Here is a 16,313-nt window from a genome sequence, read left to right on the forward strand (position 1 = left end):
TACGAGTGCGGGACACAGGAAACCACGCCGGAGGAGCCGCGACGTGTCAGACAAGATGCCCAACCGACTGTTCGGGCGCGGCAGCTTCGTCGAGACCAGCCGCATCGCGGAGATCCTGCGCACCGAGACCACCGGCGGCCTGCTCCTCGTCGGCGCCGCGGTCGCCGCCCTGATCTGGGCCAACACGCCCTGGTCAGAAACCTACGAGACGGTCTCCGACTACGCGTTCGGTCCGGCCGCGCTGCACCTGCACCTCACCGTCGAGGAATGGGCGGCCGACGGGCTGCTGGCCATCTTCTTCTTCGTCGCCGGGTTGGAGCTCAAGCGCGAGTTCGTCGCCGGTGACCTGCGCGATCCGCGGCGGGCCGCGTTGCCGGTCGCCGCCGCGGTCGGCGGAATGGCCGCGCCGGCCGTCATCTACGTCATCGTCAACGCGACCATGGCCGGCGGCGCCCCACGCGGCTGGGCGATACCGACGGCGACCGACATCGCGTTCGCGCTCGCCGTGCTCGGGCTGATCAATACGCACCTGCCGACCGCGCTGCGCACCTTCCTGCTCACGCTGGCCGTGGTCGACGACCTGCTGGCGATCACGATCATCGCCGCCTTCTACACCACGAGCCTGCACCCACTGCCGCTGCTGCTCGCGCTGATCCCGCTCGCCGTCTTCGGCGTGCTGGTCCAGAAGCGGGTGCGCTGGTGGTGGCTGCTGCTCCCCCTCGCCCTGGTCACCTGGGCGCTGGTGCATGCGTCGGGCGTGCACGCGACTGTCGCGGGCGTGCTGCTCGCCTTCACCGTGCCGGTGCGGCGACGCTCGCCGGGCGACGGGCCCGGGCTGGCCGAGCACTTCGAGCACCGCTGGCGGCCGCTTTCCGCCGGCCTCGCGGTGCCGGTCTTCGCCTTCTTCTCCGCCGGCGTCACCGTCTCGGCCGCCGGCGGCTTCGGCGACCCGGTGCTGGTCGGGATCGTCGCCGGACTGGTGATCGGTAAGACCGCCGGCGTGCTCGGCTCGACCTGGCTGGTGCAGCGGTTCACCCGGGCCGAGCTGGCCAGGGGCCTGTCCTGGTGGGACGTCCTCGGCCTGGCCGTGCTCGCCGGGGTCGGCTTCACCGTCGCGCTGCTGATCGCCGAGCTCGCGTTCGGCGCGGGCACCGACCGGGATGCCAACGCCAAGCTCGGCATCCTGGTCGGCTCGCTGCTGGCCGCGGCCATCTCGACCGTGTTGCTGCGAGGCCGCAACACGCACTATCGCGAGCTCGTCGCGGAAGAGGAACGCGACGACGACTCCGACGGCATCCCGGACGTCTACCAGCGCGACGACAGGCGCTAAGGCACCAGCTCGTGCGACCGGGCGGCGACCACTCCCCCGATCAGCCGCAGCGCCTCGGCCACCGGCATCGACGGCAGTTCGCGGCCGCCGCGCACCCGCAGCGAAACCTCGCCGGCGGCCGCCTCCCGCTCGCCGATCACCGCGACGTAGGGCACCCGCGACCCCGCGGCGTCACGGATCCGGGCCCCGAGCGACTCCTCCGCGACCACCTCGGCCCGCAGCCCGGCCTCGACCGCCGCCGAGGCGAACCCGGCAGCCGCCTCGGCCGACCCGGCCGACACCGGCAGCACGCGCAGTTGCAGCGGCGCGTACCAGGCCGGAAACGCACCCTCGTGTGCCTCGATGAGATAGCCGAACAGCCGCTCCATGCTCCCGACCAGGCTCCGATGCACCAGCACCGGCCGCGCGCGTTCGCCAGAAGCATCTATATAGGACAGATCGAAGCGCGCGGGCTTGTCGAAGTCGAGCTGCACGGTCGACAGGGTCCATTCCCGGCCGGCTGCGTCGGCGACCTGGATATCGATCTTCGGACCGTAGAACGCCGCCTCGCCCGCCGCCTCCACATAGGATCTGTCCGCGAGGGCCACCCGCAGCAACGACTCCGCCAGCTCCCACGAGGCGTCCGAGCCGACATACTTCGAGCCCGGGCCGCGCAGGGCGAGCCGCAGCCCGCTGACCCGCACCCCGAGGGCCGCGTGCGCGACGTCGACCAGTCGCAACACTTCGGCCACCTCGGCACCCACGTCGGCCAATGCGCAGAACAGGTGCGCGTCGTTGAGTTGGATCGCCCGCACCCGGCTGAGCCCGCCGAGCACCCCGGAGCGCTCGCTGCGATACATGCCGCCGATCTCGGCGATCCGCAGCGGCAGCTCCCGGTAGGACCGACCGCGTGCCAGGTAGACCAGGCAGTGGTGCGGGCACAACGCGGGGCGCAGCATCAGCTCGTCGTCGTCGGACACGCGCATCGGCGGGAACATGTCGTCGGCGAAATAGCCGAGATGGCCGGACAGCTCGAACAGCTCGCGCCGGCCGAGCGGCGGCGAATAGACGTGCTGATAACCGTTGCGGCGCTCGAGGTCACGCAGGTATTCCTCGACCGCGTGCCGCGCGGCCGCACCGGCGGGCAGCCAGATCGGCAGGCCGGCGCCGGACCGCGGGTCGGAGTGGAAGATACCGAGCTCGCGCCCGAGCTTGCGATGGTCGATCATGTCTGGCTCCTGGAAGTCGCCGCGACGACCCACCCGCGCACAGCAAAGCGCCCCGGCGGCGGATCGCCCCGGGGCTGGATCGATGACGGTAGGGTCAGCGCAGCACGCCGGGACATCCCGGCGTCGTCGTGCGTGCTGGCCCAACCATGTCGCCCAGACTAGCGGGCCGGCCACCGGGAACGCACGCGAAATTCGACCGACCCCGAGGATCCGCATTGCGTACGAAGCCGGAGCTGACGACGGCGATCCGCACCGGTCGCCGGGCCGTGCTGCTGGTCAACGCACACTCCCGGCGCGGCCGCCGGCTCTACGACGGGGTGCGGCAGCGGCTCGACGCGGCCGGCTTCGAGCTGCTCGGGCGCTTCCCGGTCGACGATCCCCGCGAGTTGGGTGGCAGCCTGGCAGCGGCCACCGAGCTCGGCCCCGACCTGCTGATCGTCGGCGGTGGCGACGGCACGATCGGCGCGGCCGCCCGCCACCTGGCCCACCGCGACGTCGCGCTCGGGCTGTTGCCGCTGGGCACGACCAACAACTTCGCCCGTACCCTCGGCATCCCGCTCGACCTCGACGCCGCGGTGGCCATCCTGACCGGCGGCAAGGTGATCGACGTCGATCTGGGTATCGCCGGCGACCTGCCGTTCGCCAACCACGTCGGGATCGGGCTGTCGGCGGAGATCTTCGCGAAGGCGCCGCCCCGGCTGAAGAAGGTGATCGGCCGCCTCGCCTACCCGGCGACCGCGCTGGCCCTGCTGACCCGGCACCGGCCGATGCGGGTGACCGTGCGGACCGACGGCCGGTCGCACGAATACCTGACCCACCAGCTCTACGTCGCCAACGGCGGTTTCCACGCCGGCCGGCCGATCACCGCCGACGCCGACGCCGACGACCGGCTGCTGGTCGCCTATCCGGTCGGCGACGCCAACCGGGTGCGGCTGCTGCGCGAGACGGCCCGCAACGCGGCGACCGGCCACCTGCGCTCACACGGCGAGGAGCCGTTCCTGGCCACCGACGAGATCCTGGTGGAGACCGACCGTCCGGTGCCGGTCGAGGTCGACGGAGAGCCGCGCGGCTACACCCCGCTGCGGTTGGGCCTGGCCGCGAACGCCCTGCGGGTGATGGCGGCCGCCGACGCGATCGATCGTTAGGTCAGCAGGGGGCCGTCGGCACGGGACCTGCCGACGGCCCAGAGGTGGCGGCCCGGCACACCAGGAACGGGGGACCCGACGTGCCGGACCGCACATTTCCACGGTACGCCGCCGGCACCGTGACGTCTGTAGGGTCAAAATGCGAGACGAGCGGTTGGGGGGCCGCGCCGTAACTGTCCCCCAACAGGGCTTTCCGGAAACTATCCTGAGCCCGGCGGGGATGGAGGTTGCGCGCATGGCCGACGTGCTAGGCACGGTGACCTCGCCTGTGTCCGCCTATCTGCTGCTGCTCGGCCTGCTGATCGTCGACGCCTTCGTGCCGGTCATCCCGACCCAGGCCATCATGATCACGGGCGGAGCGCTGACCGCCTACGGCCACCTGAGCATACCGACCACCATCGCTGTCGGGGCGGTCGGCGTCATCGTCGGCGACTGGGCCTGCTACCTGCTGGGCCGCTCGACCCACCACCGCGCGGGGCCGATCGCCCGCTTGCGGCAACGGTGCGGCGTGCAGACCGACGGCGTCGCGAAGACCGCCGAGCAGCGCGGCCGGGCCCGGCGCGCCGCCAGCAAGCTGACCCGCGGGCTCCGCGAGCCCGGCCCCCTGGTCATCCTGATCTGCCGGTTCGTCCCGGGCGGCCGGATGGCGGCGTGCTTCTCGGCCGGCCGCGCGCAATACCCCTACAAGCAGTTCCTGCTCTACCAGGCGCTGGCCGCGGTCGGCTGGGCCACCTACGGCACGCTGGTCGGCCACCTCGGTGGCTCCGCGATCACCTCGTCGGGCTGGCGCCTGATCGTGGTGGCCGTGCTCGCGGCGCTGGTGTTCGCGGGCGCCGGTTGGGGCCTGGCCCTGTGGAAGCCGGCCGCCCTGCGTGGCGCCCCGCCGGTACCGCCGATCCCGGCGACAGCACCGGCGGGAGCGGCGCTCGACGCTACTGGAGTTCGTGCAGCATCAGCTGACGCGCCGCCTCAGTGATCGACCCCGACAGCGAGGGATAGATCGTGATGGTGTGGGCGAGCTGGTCGACGGTCATGTTGTTCTCCACCGCCAGGGCGATCGGCAGGATCAGCTCCGACGCCTTCGACGCCACCACGACGCCGCCCACCACCTGACCGCTGGCCGGCCGGCAGAAGAGCTTGACGAAGCCGTCGCCGAGGTCGGCCATCTTGGCGCGGGCGTTGCCGGCGAGCGTCAGCATCACCTCGCGGGCCGGCACCCGCCCCGCGTCGACGTCGTTCTGGCTCACCCCGACGGTCGCCAGTTCCGGGTCGGTGAACACGTTGGCCGCCACCGTGCGCAGCCGCAGGGGCTGGACCGCCTCGCCGAGCGCGTGCCACATCGCGATCCGGCCCTGCATCGCCGCGACGCTGGCCAGCAGCAACACACCGGTGCAGTCACCAGCCGCGTAGATGCCCGGCACGTTGGTACGCGACACCCGGTCGACGGTCACGTAGCCGCCCGGCCCGACGTTCACGCCGTAGTCCTCGAGCCCGAGCCCTTGGGTGTTCGGCACCGACCCGACCGCCATCAGGGCGTGCGAGCCGGTGACGGTGCCGCCGGTCGACAACTCCACCTCGACGCCGTCAGCGGTCCGCCGCACGGCGTTGCCGCGGGCGTTGTTGAGTATGGTCATCCCCCGCGAGCGGAACACCCGTTCGATCGCCTGCGCGGCGTCGGCGTCCTCGTGCGGCATCACCCGGTCGCGGCTGGACACCAGCGTCACCCGCACACCCATCGCCAGGTAGGCGCTGGCGAACTCGGCGCCGGTCACGCCCGAACCGATCACGATCAGGTGCTCGGGGAGCTCCGGCAGGTCGTAGAGCTGGCGCCAGTCGAGGATCCGCTCGCCGTCCGGCACGGCCGTCGGCAGCACCCGCGGTGTCGCGCCCGTGGCGATCAACACAGTGCTGGCATCGACCGAGTACGGCGTGTCACCCCCCGCGGGTGTGATTTCCACCCGGTGGGTGTGACCCAACGTGTCAGCGCCGAGCCGGGCAGTGCCGGCCACGAAGTCGACACCCGCCTTGACGAGCTTGTTGTGGATGTCATTCGACTGGGCCTGGGCAAGATTCTTCACCCGCGCGTTGACCGCCCGGGCATCGACGGTCACCGCTTCCGCACCGCCGGAGCGCACACCGAAGCGCTCGGTGTCTCGCCCGGCCGTCACCACGTCTGAGCTGGCAATAAAGGTCTTTGAGGGTACGCAGTCCGACAGCACGCAAGCGCCTCCGGCGCCCTCCGCTTCGACGACTGTCACGTCGGCGTCGAGCTGCGCGGCGACCAGCGCCGCCTCGTAACCGGCCGGTCCACCACCCACGATAACGATTCGTGTCACGTGTCGTATTCTCCACGACCGGCGAGCCGGGCTATCGTCATCGCCGTGCGTCATTACGCCGCGTACGGCTCAAACCTCGATCCCGCCCGAATGCGCGCTTACTGTCCGCATTCGCCGATGGTGGGTACCGGCTGGCTGGAAGGCTGGCGCCTCACCTTCGCGGGTGAAGACGTGATCGGCTGGGAGGGTGCGGTCACCACGATCGTCGAATCACCCGGCGACCGGGTCTTCGTCGCGCTCTACGACGTGCACCCCTGGGATGCCGCCCAGCTCGACGAGGTCGAGGGGGTCACCGGGCAGACCTACCGCAAGCTGCACATGCGAGCGGTCACCCTGGACGGCGAGGAGACCGTCTGGGTGTATGTCTTCAACGGCTACGAGGGTGGCCTGCCGACCGCGTGGTATCTCTCGGAGATCGCCAACGCGGCCCAGAAGGCCGGCGCGCCCGACGACTACGTCACCGAGCTGCGCTCCCGCCCGACGAAGACCTCGTCGCCCGAGCTCTAGGCCGCTTTGACCTGTTGCGCGAAGATGTCGGCCTCGTAGATGGCCGTCATCCCGGCGGCCAGGTAGAGGTTGGCCGCCTTGGTCGGGCTGGTCATGTCGACACCGAGCCCGACCTGCGCCCGCCCCTTGGCCGCGTAGACCGCGAACGCGTGCCGCAGCAGCGCGCCGCCGACACCGCGCCGGCGGAACTCGCGCAGCACCGCGAGGTTCTTGACGAAGGCCTCGTTGTGCTCGAGGAACTGGTCGGCGGACATCAGCACGCCGGCCGGCACGCCGTCGACCTCGGCTACGAACCACTCGTCCCAGGCGACCGAGGTCAACCCGTCGACGTAGGCCCGCCACGAGTCGTAGTCGCGCGGGTGGTAGTCGTAGGCATCGCGGAAGCCGGTGTCGTAGATGCGGTGGAACAGCCGCAGGTCTTCGTCGTCGTCGGGGCGGACGAGCCGGATGGTCACCCCGCGCGGCAGTGGCGCGGGTGCGATGTCGGAGAGCGACCGGCGCATGCGGGCGTAGCGCTTCTCGAACCGGAACCCGACCGCCTCGATGTCGGCGATGTAGTCGGTCTCGGCCGGCAACGCGCCGGCCTTCGCGGTGACCTCGGCGAAGCCGTGCTCGGCGGCCCGCTCGGCGACCCGGCGCAGCACCAGGTCGAGCAGCGGTCGGCGGCACGGAGCGCCGCCGTCGGGATGCACGTAGACCTCGACGAACTCCTTGTCGCCGCCGTTGTCGTTGTCGATGTAGGCCCAGCCGCCGAGCCGGCCGTCGGGCCCGTAGGCCAACCAGCAGTCGCGCGCCGGGTCGACGTGTGGCGAGGTCAGCGCGGCCCTGACGGCGTCTTCGCCGGTCTCCGGCTCGCCGGTGGCCGCGATGTCGTTGGCCCGCATCAGCTCGAGGATCGCCGGCAGGTCGTCGAGGGTGGGCCGGCGGGTGCTCCAGCCGTCAGGAAAAGCCACCCAGAGTTTCTCTCACACCCCGGGGCGTGATGCGAACGAATTAGTCGAGCACGGCCCGGGCGCCGTCGTCGGGTTCCGGACCCGACCGCCGGTTGGGTTCGCTGCCCTGCGGCCGGACGCCCTTGCGGGCGCTGTCCAGCAGCCCGAGCAGCTCGATCCGCTCGGTCTGGCTGAGCGCCGCGTAGGCCGACGCGGCGATCCGGTCGGTCACCGCCTCCGCCCACACCCGGCGGCGGAGCAGCGGCCCGATGCCCGGGTAGGGCGGCTGCCAGCCCCAGGCCACCGCGCCGGCCTCGCCCTCCGGCCCGGCGATGATCGCCTCCAGCGGGCTCAGCCCGCTGGCCCGCACGGCCAGCAGGTGCGCGCCGCCGCGGTGCTCGCGCAGCAGGTGCAGCAGCACCGCGGCCTGCGCGCCCAGGTGGTCGTCGGGCACCGGCATGGCCCGCCAGGCCGCGAACAGCGGCAGCGCGGACGCGTCGGCGGCCAGCACCACCCGTTGGGTCAGCTCGACCAGCCGCTCGACCCGGGGAAAACCGCCCAGCTGCTCGACGCCCCACCGGCAGCACTCGGCCAGGTGCACAGCGGCGACCTCGACGGGCGGCAGCACCCGCCGGGCGCCGTCCCAGCCGTCGGCGACCGCCTCGGGCGCGATGAAGCCGAGCGCGGCGGCCACGGTGTCGGGTCGCACGTCGCCGAGGGCCCCGCCCCGGCCGGCCACGTAGAAGGCCCAGCCGGACAGCCCGAGCTGGCGGGCCCGGCGCAGCGTCCGCGGGCACTCGGCGTAGGCGCCGCCCAGCTCCAACACCGCGTCCCGGGAGGCCTGCGCGGTCTGCTCGGGCGTCATGCGGCCGACTCGTTCCGCGCGGCCGGGTATGACACGGCTGACCGAGCTGGCTGGTTCGCTCGCCACGGCCCGCTCATGTTTGGTCGTCCATGGCCTCGATGGCCGCCTCGACCTCGCCGACGCGGCGGCGGGCCTGCACGGCGGCCCGCTCGGCGGCCTTGCGGGCCACCCGGAGCTGGCCGAGCGCGGCGTCGGCGTCAGCGCGGCGGCGCTCGGCCTCCTGGAGCGCGGCCTCGGCCCGCTCGACCGCCGCGGCGCCGTCCGCCTCCGCCTTGGTGGCCTTCTCGAGGTCGGCCTGGGAAGCCTTCTCCGCGTTCCGCGCGGCGGTCAGTTCCCGATCGGCGGCGCGCCGGCGGGCTGCACGCTCCGCCTCGGCCGCACGCTTCGAGCCACGGCCCTCGGACGACTCCGGCTCCGGCTCCGGCTCCGGTGGCTCGTCGGTCACCAGCCGCAGCTGCGGGCGCGGCACCTCGCCGAACCCGGCGTAGCTGGCCGCCCGCACCAACCGCCCGGTGCGCAGCTGCTGTGCTACCTCGGCATCGGAGACCGCGGCGGTCAGCGTCGCCTCGACCTCGCCGACGGGCAGCTTGCCGCGATTGCGCGGGTCGGCCTTCGTGGCGAGCGAGACCGCCTCCTTGACCAGCGCGCCGACCGCTTCGCGGCGCTGCTTGGTGAGCTCGCGCAAGGCGTCGCCCTTGAGCTCGCGCTGTGCCTCCCGCAGCGCGGCGGAGAGCTCGACCAGCTCGTCCACCAGTTCGGGCCGGCGGATGGCCAGCAGGTTGACCACCCAGGCGGCCACGGTGGGTTTGCGCAGCTTGCCCAGCTGCTTGGCCCGGTCGGTCTGGCCGGCGGCCTTGGCACCGGCCACCAGCTCGTCCCGGGCGGCGACGAAGCCGTCGGGTGGTGCGGCGTAGAGCTCGGCGACCGGGTCAGGCATCGACGCTCGTACCCGGGGTCAACCGCTGGTAGTCGACTTTGAGCAGCCGGCCGAGGACGCCGTCGATCAGGTTGCCACCGGCCTCGTTGACGACGCCGTCGTGCAGCGCGAACGCCCGGCGCGGCGCGACCGCCCGGACGAACTCGACCGACTCGCTGATCTTCAGCCAGGGCGCGGACACCGGCACGAACAGCGTCTCGACCCGGGCACCCTCGGGTAGGTCGAACGAGTCGCCGGGGTGGTAGACCGACTCGTTGATCAAGAAGCCGAGGTTGGCGATCCGCGGGATGTCGGGATGGATCTCGGCGTGGATTCCGCCGAACGCCTCGATCGGCAGACCGGCGGCCGAAAAGGACTGTCCAGAGGCGACGGTGGTGACCGCGGATCCCAGCGGCTTCAGCTTGGCGGCGACGTCGGCGTGCGTGTGCACGGTGAGGTCGGGGCGCTTGGCGAGCGCGTCCGTCAGCGCGTCGACGTCGAGGTGGTCGGGATGCTCATGGGTGATCAGCACCGCGTCGGCACCGTCGAGCGCCGACCGTTCGCTGAACCCGCCCGGGTCGACGACCAGCACGGCACCCTCGTGCTCGACGCGGACGCAGGAGTGGCCAAATTTGGTCAGTCTCATGTCGTGACCCCCTTGGCTGCCGAATCGTGATGTCCCCTCGCGAGTCTGCCGGAACCGGCGTGTGCGCGCGGCACGTCTGACCGACAGACCCGCACATGATTCGGAAGGGACTGATATGGGCAGCGTACGACGGAGACGAGCGCTGACCGCGCTCGCGGCCGGTGGTCTCGTGGCGGCGCTGGCGCTGGCCGGTTGCTCGAGCAGCGACGACGCGGGCACCAGTTCGGAACCGATGACCGCCGGGGGCGGCAACGCCGCGGCACCCGCCGCCGACAGCGCGGGCGACAGCGGCAGCGGTGCCGACATGAAGGCCGAGGGCGCGCCCCAGGCGCCCCAAGGTCAACAGCAGGCCCAAGGTGGTGCCGGCGGGGTCGAGCTCGCCGTCGACCAGCGTCAGATCATCTACACCGGATCGATCACCATCCGGGTGGACAACGTCGAGCGCACGGCGGCCGAGGTCACCTCGATGGCCACCGGCGCCGGCGGGTTCGTCGGCGGCGACAAGCGCACCGACGACGGCGGCCGGTCGGAGGCGGTGCTGACCCTGCGGGTGCCGGCCAACCGGTTCACCGCGATGGTCGACGACATCGCGGCCAAGGGCACCGACGACCGCCGGTCGATCAGCACCGAGGACGTGACCGAAGACGTGGTCGACCTCGACGCCCGGATCACCACGCAGCAGGCCCGGGTGGCCAGCGCCCGCCGGCTGCTGGCCCAGGCCAAGACCATCAACGACCTGGTCACGCTGGAGAACGAGCTCGGCAAGCGGGAGGCCGACCTCGCCTCGCTGGAGGGCAAGAAGCGCCGGCTCGACGACCTGACCGCCCTGTCCACGATCACCGCGACGCTGCTCGGGCCCGACGCGCAGGCCCCGGCCCCGCCGCCGAGCGACGACAAGGGCTTCCTGGCCGGCCTGCGCGGCGGCTGGCACGCGTTCACCGCCACCGTGGGCGTCATGCTGACCGTGCTCGGCGCGCTGGTGCCCTGGCTGGTGCTGGCCGGCCTGGCGCTGCTGGTCTTCGGCTACGTGCGCCGGATGCGCCGCCGCCCGGCGGTCGCGCTCGCCGGGCCGGCGATCCCGGCCCAGCCCGCGCCGGCCGACGAGCCGGCGCGGGAGGAAAAGGTCTAGAAGGTGCCGGCGGCGAGCGCGGCGAGGGCGGTGTGCACCATGACGCGCACGCCATACCCGATCGCCCGCTCGTCGACGTCGAACGTCGACTGGTGGATGTCGGGCTTGACCTCCGCGCCCTGCGGCGTGGTGCCGAGCCGGATCATCGCACCGGGCACCTGCTCCAAGTAGAACGCGAAGTCTTCGCCGCCCATGCTGATCTCGGCCTCGACCACCCGGTCGGGGCCGAGCGCGGCACCGGCCGCGCCGGCGACCACCGCGGTGGCCATCCGGTCGTTGATCACCGGGGGCACGCCGCGGGTGTATTTGACCTCGACCTCGGCGCCGGTCGCGGCGACCACGTCGCGGATCAGCTGGGTGACCAGCTCGGGGGCCTCGCGCCAGGCGTCGCGGTTGAGGATCCGCACGGTGCCCTTGAGGTTGGCCACGGCCGGGATCGCGTTGTAGGCCTCGCCCGCGTGCGCCCGGCCCCAGACCATCGAGACACCGGCGCGGGCGTCGACCCGGCGGTCGAGCAGCGACGGCACGTCGATGATGACCCGGCCCATCGCGTGCACCAGGTCGGTGGTCAGGTGCGGCCGGGCGGTGTGGCCGCCCTTGCCGCGCAGGTTGACCTCGATCGTGTCGGCCGCCGCGGTGAACGGGCCGGAGCGCACCCCGACCAGGCCCACCGGCAGCTGCGGCGCGCAGTGCAGCGCGTAGATCGCGGCGACGTCTTTGAGCCCGCCGGCCGAGATGACCTCGGGAGCGCCCGACGGGATGCACTCCTCGCCGGGCTGGAACAGCAGCCGGACCCGGCCGGGCAGCTCGTCGCGCTCGGCGAGCTGGGCCAGCGCGAGACCGGTGCCGAGCAGGATCGTGGTGTGCACGTCGTGGCCGCAGGCGTGCGCGACACCGTCGACGGTGGACCGGTAGGGCACGTCCTTGACGTCGGGCAGCGGCAGCGCGTCGAGGTCGGCGCGGAGCGCGATCACCCGGTCGCCCTCGCCGACGTCGCAGATCACGCCGTTGCCCTTGGGCAGCAACCGCGGCGTGAGGCCGGCGACGGCCAGCTCGCGGGCGACCAGCGACGCCGTCTCGAACTCCTGGTGTGAGAGCTCGGGGTGGGCGTGGAGGTGACGGCGGACGGCTACGAGCTCGGCACCCCGGGCGGCCAGCCAGCGGTCTAGCTGACCTGGGAGGGGGTCGGCGCCAGGGGGCGTCTCCGGCCATGCGGACGCCAGCTGGCTGCTGTTGGAAGGCAGCGTCAACGCGCTCGTCACGTGAAAATCTCGATCACTCTGGGCGGAATGGGACTTGGCTAGCCTAGACCTCCGACGGTGACGCTGCGCAACATCATTATGGTGATGATCGGATTGCGCAGGGTCACGAAAGCCCTGGTAGGAGCCCTCGTCTGATGGCGGGGATGCGTCGGCGGTCGCTCTGAAACCTGCCAACTGTCCCACACCTCCTACAACGCGTGATGGTAGCGGCGGACACGGGCACGCCGCTGGATCGCGCGGGAATCCGGTTATCTGGTCTCAATCTACCCGGCTGATGGTCACCTTGCCGGGTGAGGCGACTTACGCTGACACGCTTCGGGTGCCCGGTGCCGCACAGATGGTGCGCCAGATCTTGGTCGCTCTGCGTAACTGTGCAGTGCCAGTGCGAGTTTAACGCACCGTAACAAGTGCCCGGGTCAGAACCGCTCGACCGGGTGGTAGACGCCCCATACCTCGCGAAGCGCGCCGCAAACCTCGCCAACCGTGGCGTACGCCCGTAGCGCCTCACGCATCGGGTAGAGCACGTTGTCGGCCCCCGCCGCCGCGCTCCTGACGGCGGCCAGCGCCCGCTCGACCGCGGCCGAGTCGCGGGTCTCCCGGATCGCCGCGATCCGCCTCGCCTGAGCCGCCTCGATGGCCGGGTCGACCCGCAGCGGCTCGTAGGGCTCCTCCTCGGCGACGGCGAACCGGTTGAGCCCGACCACCACCCGGGCGCCGCTGTCGATCTCCTGGGCCACCCGGTAGGCCGAGGTCTCGATCTCGTTCTTCTGGAAGCCGGCCTCGATCGCGTCGACCGCCGAGCCGTAGGACGCGACCCGGTCCATCAGGGCCACGGCCGCCGCCTCGATCTCGTCGGTCATCGCCTCGACCACGTAGGAGCCGGCGAACGGGTCGACGGTGGCGGTCAGGTCCGTCTCGTAGGCGAGCACCTGCTGGGTGCGCAACGCCAGCCGGGCCGCCTTCTCGGTCGGCAGCGCGATCGCCTCGTCGTAGGAGTTGGTGTGCAGCGACTGGGTGCCGCCGAGCACCGCGCCCAGGCCCTGCACCGCCACCCGGACCAGGTTGACCTCGGGCTGCTGGGCGGTGAGTTGCACGCCCGCGGTCTGGGTGTGGAAGCGCAGCATCATCGACTTCGGATCCTTGGCGCCGAACTCGTCGCGCATCAGCCGGGCCCAGATCCGCCGGGCGGCGCGGAACTTGGCGACCTCTTCGAGCAGCGTGGTGCGCGCGACGAAGAAGAACGACAGGCGCGGCGCGAAATCGTCGACCGCCAACCCGGCGGCGAGCGCCGCGCGCACGTAGTCGATGCCGTTGGCCAGCGTGAACGCGATCTCCTGCACGGGCGTCGCACCGGCCTCGGCCATGTGGTAGCCGGAGATGGAGATGGTGTTCCACTTCGGCACCTCGGCCCGGCAGTACGCGAACGTGTCGGCGACCAGCCGCAACGACGGCTTCGGCGGGAAGATGTAGGTGCCCCGCGCGATGTATTCCTTGAGGATGTCGTTCTGGATCGTGCCGTTGAGCGCGCCGCCCGGGATGCCCGCCTCTTGCGCGACGAGTTGGTAGAGCAGCAACAGCAGCGAGGCGGGCGCGTTGATGGTCATCGAGGTCGACACCTGGTCGAGCGGGATGCCGTCGAAGAGCGTCTTCATGTCGGCCAGCGAGTCGATCGCCACGCCGACCTTACCGACCTCGCCGTGCGCGACCGGGTCGTCCGAGTCGTAGCCCATCTGCGTCGGCAGGTCGAACGCCACGGACAGGCCCATCGTGCCGTGCTCGAGGAGCCGGTGATAACGCGCGTTGGACTCGGTCGCGGTGCCGAACCCGGCGTATTGCCGCATGGTCCACGGGCGCGAGGTGTACATCGTCGGATAGACGCCGCGCGTGAAGGGATATTCGCCCGGACGGCCGACCTGCTTGTCGCTGTCGCCGGGAAGGTCCGACTGGTCGTAAACCGGCTTCACCGGGAAACCCGACTCGGCCTTGCGTTCCGCCATCAACAAATCCTAAGGCGGCTCGCCGGTGAGGGGGCGGGCACGGACGGTTCGGGTCGTTCGTACCCAACGTCGATGATCCATCACAACAGGTGATGCGGTTTCCCTTATCGGGCCGGCTCCCCCAAGATAGGGAGGTTGGTAACTGGCCCTCGACCCCCCGGCGGCTTTTCAGTGACTCAAATTCCGACGTGGAGCGGCTCCGCCACCTCCGGATCCAACAGCCCGACCTCCGCCGGTACGCCGGAGGGGTCTGGATTCTCCATGCCGACTGACAGTCCAGGCATCGCTAGCAACCGGGCCAGCCGCGCCGCTCCCGGAACCACCATCGGCGGCCGCTACGCGCTGCGGGCGGCGGTCGGCCACGGTGGCATGGGCACCGTCTGGCGGGCCAGTGACGTCCTGCTGCGGCGCGACGTCGCGGTCAAAGAGGTCGTGCTGCCGCCGGGCCTGGCACCCAGCGACCGTGACTCGATGTACGAGCGCACCATGCGCGAGGCGCGCGCCGCCGCCGCGCTGCAACACCCCTCCGTGGTGCAGGTCTACGACGTCGTCCAGGAGAACGGTCGACCGTGGATCGTCATGGAACTGCTCGACGCGCGCAGCCTGGCCGACATGGTGATCGAAGACGGCCCGGTCGCGTCGCGCGCCGTCGCGAAGATCGGCATCGCCCTGCTCGGGGCGCTGGAGATCGCCCACGCCAACGGCGTGCTGCACCGCGACGTCAAGCCGGCCAACGTGCTGATCTGCGCCGACGGCCGGTGCGTGCTGACCGACTTCGGCGTCGCCCGGATGCCCACCGACGTGCAGCTCACCACGCCCGGCATGGTGCTCGGCTCGCCACACTTCATCTCGCCCGAGCGGGCCATGGGGCAAGACTTCGGCCCGCCCAGCGACCTGTTCTCGCTCGGCGTGACGCTCTACACCGCGGTCGAGGGCCGTCCGCCGTTCGACAAGGGCGACCCGATCGAGACGATGCACGCCGTCGTCGAAGACCCGCCGGCGCCGACCAGCCGGGCCGGTGTGCTGGGCGACGTGCTGATGGGCCTGCTGGAGAAAGACCCGGCCCGCCGCTACGACGTGACCACCGCCCGCGGCATGCTCCGCGAGTTGCTCGCCGGCCCGCTGGCCAGCAAGGCGCCGGCACACATGATGACCGACCCCTACGCGGTCGTGCCGGCGCAGCGCTCACCGTGGCAGCCCGTCGCGCCGCCGCCGGAGCGGCCGACCGGCCAGATCGGCGGGCGGGCGATGCTCGCGCCGGGCGAGTCGCTGACCGAGCGGCTGTCGACCGGCCAGCCGGTGCCGCCGGCCGCGGCGGGGTTGCAGACGCCGACCGGCCAGATGCCGACGCAGACGTGGGGCCAGCCGCTGGCGCCCCCATCCGGCGGTGGTGGGCTGGCCGGCCTCAAACGACGCGGTGGTGACCTGGTCGACACCGCCCGCGGCTGGCCGCGCAAGCTCCAGTTGGGCGTCGCCGGCGGCCTCGCGGTGGTGTTGATCGTGATCGGCTTCGTGGCGTTCAGCGGCGGCGACGAGCCCACCACCCCGGCGGCCCAGGCCGGGGGGCCGAGCACCGCGCCGACCGCCGCCGACTTCCCCACCCAGGTGCACGCCGCGCGCGGCGTCTCCGTCAACGTGCCCGACGGCTGGAAGCGGTCCGGCGGCGGCAAGTCGGTCTACTACGACTACATCGACCCCGACGACTCCGGCCGCAAGGTGCGCATCCTGGTCGAGGACGCCAGCTCCAAGGCCACTCCCTCCGGCTTCCTGGCCACCGCCGAGCGCGGGCTCAAGTCCAACTCGAAGTCGTGCCCCAAGCCCTACCACCGGGTCGACCTGCGCGAGGGCGAGATCGACGGCCGGGTGTCCGGCGAGCTCGAATACACGTGCGGCGGTGAGCGGCACGGCCTCTGGGGCGCCGTCATCAACGGTGGGCATGCCTACTCGTTCTTCCTGACCAGCACGGAGGGCCGGTTCGCCGACAGCAAGCCGATCTTCGACGAGATGGTCCGTTCGTTCCAGCTGACCGCCAACGGCTGA

The 16,313-nt window shown here is 71.8% G+C and carries 14 protein-coding genes; 6 read left to right on the forward strand and 8 right to left on the reverse strand.

The genetic code is table 11. From position 1 onward, the window contains the following. The first annotated feature begins 55 nt into the window (after nt 1–55). Complete coding sequence (gene nhaA, locus AB0J74_RS04745; RefSeq protein WP_363445447.1) at nt 56–1,330, forward strand: Na+/H+ antiporter NhaA; 1,275 nt, start codon at nt 56–58, stop codon at nt 1,328–1,330. On the opposite strand, the gene thrS is transcribed toward nhaA, so the two are convergent. Further along, nucleotides 1,327–2,538, reverse strand: coding sequence for a threonine--tRNA ligase (gene thrS / locus AB0J74_RS04750; protein WP_363444709.1), 1,212 nt, complete (start codon nt 2,536–2,538; stop codon nt 1,327–1,329). The genes nhaA and thrS overlap by 4 nt on opposite strands. Before the next feature lie 215 nt (nt 2,539–2,753). On the opposite strand from thrS, the gene AB0J74_RS04755 reads away from it, so the two are divergent. Continuing rightward, nucleotides 2,754–3,683, forward strand: coding sequence for a YegS/Rv2252/BmrU family lipid kinase (locus AB0J74_RS04755; protein ID WP_363444711.1), 930 nt, complete (start codon nt 2,754–2,756; stop codon nt 3,681–3,683). A gap of 235 nt (nt 3,684–3,918) precedes the next feature. Further along, complete coding sequence (locus AB0J74_RS04760) at nt 3,919–4,659, forward strand: DedA family protein (protein WP_363444713.1); 741 nt, start codon at nt 3,919–3,921, stop codon at nt 4,657–4,659. Here AB0J74_RS04760 and AB0J74_RS04765 read toward each other — a convergent pair. Then, a complete protein-coding gene (locus AB0J74_RS04765) occupies nt 4,616–6,019 on the reverse strand; it encodes an NAD(P)H-quinone dehydrogenase (RefSeq protein WP_363444715.1) in 1,404 nt (467 codons plus the stop codon). The genes AB0J74_RS04760 and AB0J74_RS04765 overlap by 44 nt on opposite strands. 45 nt (nt 6,020–6,064) lie before the next feature. On the opposite strand from AB0J74_RS04765, the gene AB0J74_RS04770 reads away from it, so the two are divergent. Further along, nucleotides 6,065–6,526 (forward strand): gamma-glutamylcyclotransferase family protein, encoded by a 462-nt coding sequence (locus AB0J74_RS04770; RefSeq protein ID WP_363444717.1) that lies wholly within the window; start codon nt 6,065–6,067, stop codon nt 6,524–6,526. Here the strand turns inward: AB0J74_RS04770 and AB0J74_RS04775 are convergent. The 4 genes from AB0J74_RS04775 to AB0J74_RS04790 form a co-directional block, all read right to left on the reverse strand. Continuing rightward, nucleotides 6,523–7,479 carry a GNAT family N-acetyltransferase gene (locus AB0J74_RS04775; protein ID WP_363444719.1) on the reverse strand — a complete coding sequence of 319 codons (957 nt, stop codon included), beginning with the start codon at nt 7,477–7,479 and terminating at the stop codon, nt 6,523–6,525. The genes AB0J74_RS04770 and AB0J74_RS04775 overlap by 4 nt on opposite strands. A gap of 40 nt (nt 7,480–7,519) precedes the next feature. Beyond that, nucleotides 7,520–8,323, reverse strand: a complete 804-nt coding sequence (locus AB0J74_RS04780) for a hypothetical protein (RefSeq protein ID WP_363444721.1) — start codon at nt 8,321–8,323, stop codon at nt 7,520–7,522. Nucleotides 8,324–8,396: 73 nt separating this feature from the next. Next, nucleotides 8,397–9,260, reverse strand: a complete 864-nt coding sequence (locus AB0J74_RS04785) for a hypothetical protein (protein WP_363444723.1) — start codon at nt 9,258–9,260, stop codon at nt 8,397–8,399. Continuing rightward, nucleotides 9,253–9,885 carry an MBL fold metallo-hydrolase gene (locus AB0J74_RS04790; RefSeq protein ID WP_363444724.1) on the reverse strand — a complete coding sequence of 211 codons (633 nt, stop codon included), beginning with the start codon at nt 9,883–9,885 and terminating at the stop codon, nt 9,253–9,255. Before AB0J74_RS04790 ends, AB0J74_RS04785 begins: the two co-directional genes overlap by 8 nt. Nucleotides 9,886–10,000: 115 nt before the next feature. Between AB0J74_RS04790 and AB0J74_RS04795 the strand changes: the two genes are divergently transcribed. Further along, on the forward strand, nt 10,001–11,014 hold the full coding sequence (locus AB0J74_RS04795; protein ID WP_363444726.1) for a DUF4349 domain-containing protein: 1,014 nt from the start codon (nt 10,001–10,003) through the stop codon (nt 11,012–11,014). Here AB0J74_RS04795 and AB0J74_RS04800 read toward each other — a convergent pair. Then, complete coding sequence (locus tag AB0J74_RS04800) at nt 11,011–12,276, reverse strand: amidohydrolase (RefSeq protein ID WP_363444727.1); 1,266 nt, start codon at nt 12,274–12,276, stop codon at nt 11,011–11,013. The two genes, AB0J74_RS04795 and AB0J74_RS04800, sit on opposite strands and share 4 nt — an antisense overlap. 416 nt (nt 12,277–12,692) lie before the next feature. Beyond that, entirely contained in the window at nt 12,693–14,273 is a 1,581-nt protein-coding gene (locus tag AB0J74_RS04805; RefSeq protein ID WP_363444729.1) for a methylmalonyl-CoA mutase family protein, read from the reverse strand. Between the two features lie 261 nt (nt 14,274–14,534). Here AB0J74_RS04805 and AB0J74_RS04810 point away from each other — a divergent pair, with 261 nt between their 5' ends. Then, a complete protein-coding gene (locus tag AB0J74_RS04810; RefSeq protein WP_363444731.1) occupies nt 14,535–16,313 on the forward strand; it encodes a serine/threonine-protein kinase in 1,779 nt (592 codons plus the stop codon).

Source organism: Asanoa sp. NPDC049573, assembly GCF_040676615.1.
In the GTDB taxonomy this organism is placed as follows: domain Bacteria; phylum Actinomycetota; class Actinomycetes; order Mycobacteriales; family Micromonosporaceae; genus Asanoa.

What these genes read in the sequence shown, in the direction of transcription:
- nhaA (WP_363445447.1), top strand. Translation starts at nt 56, where the DNA reads ATGCCCAACCGACTGTTCGGGCGCGGCAGCTTCGTCGAGACCAGCCGC.
- thrS (WP_363444709.1), bottom strand. Translation starts at nt 2,538, where the DNA reads ATGATCGACCATCGCAAGCTCGGGCGCGAGCTCGGTATCTTCCACTCC.
- AB0J74_RS04760 (WP_363444713.1), top strand. Translation starts at nt 3,919, where the DNA reads ATGGCCGACGTGCTAGGCACGGTGACCTCGCCTGTGTCCGCCTATCTG.
- AB0J74_RS04780 (WP_363444721.1), bottom strand. Translation starts at nt 8,323, where the DNA reads ATGACGCCCGAGCAGACCGCGCAGGCCTCCCGGGACGCGGTGTTGGAG.
- AB0J74_RS04785 (WP_363444723.1), bottom strand. Translation starts at nt 9,260, where the DNA reads ATGCCTGACCCGGTCGCCGAGCTCTACGCCGCACCACCCGACGGCTTC.
- AB0J74_RS04790 (WP_363444724.1), bottom strand. Translation starts at nt 9,885, where the DNA reads ATGAGACTGACCAAATTTGGCCACTCCTGCGTCCGCGTCGAGCACGAG.
- AB0J74_RS04795 (WP_363444726.1), top strand. Translation starts at nt 10,001, where the DNA reads ATGGGCAGCGTACGACGGAGACGAGCGCTGACCGCGCTCGCGGCCGGT.
- AB0J74_RS04805 (WP_363444729.1), bottom strand. Translation starts at nt 14,273, where the DNA reads ATGGCGGAACGCAAGGCCGAGTCGGGTTTCCCGGTGAAGCCGGTTTAC.
- AB0J74_RS04810 (WP_363444731.1), top strand. Translation starts at nt 14,535, where the DNA reads ATGCCGACTGACAGTCCAGGCATCGCTAGCAACCGGGCCAGCCGCGCC.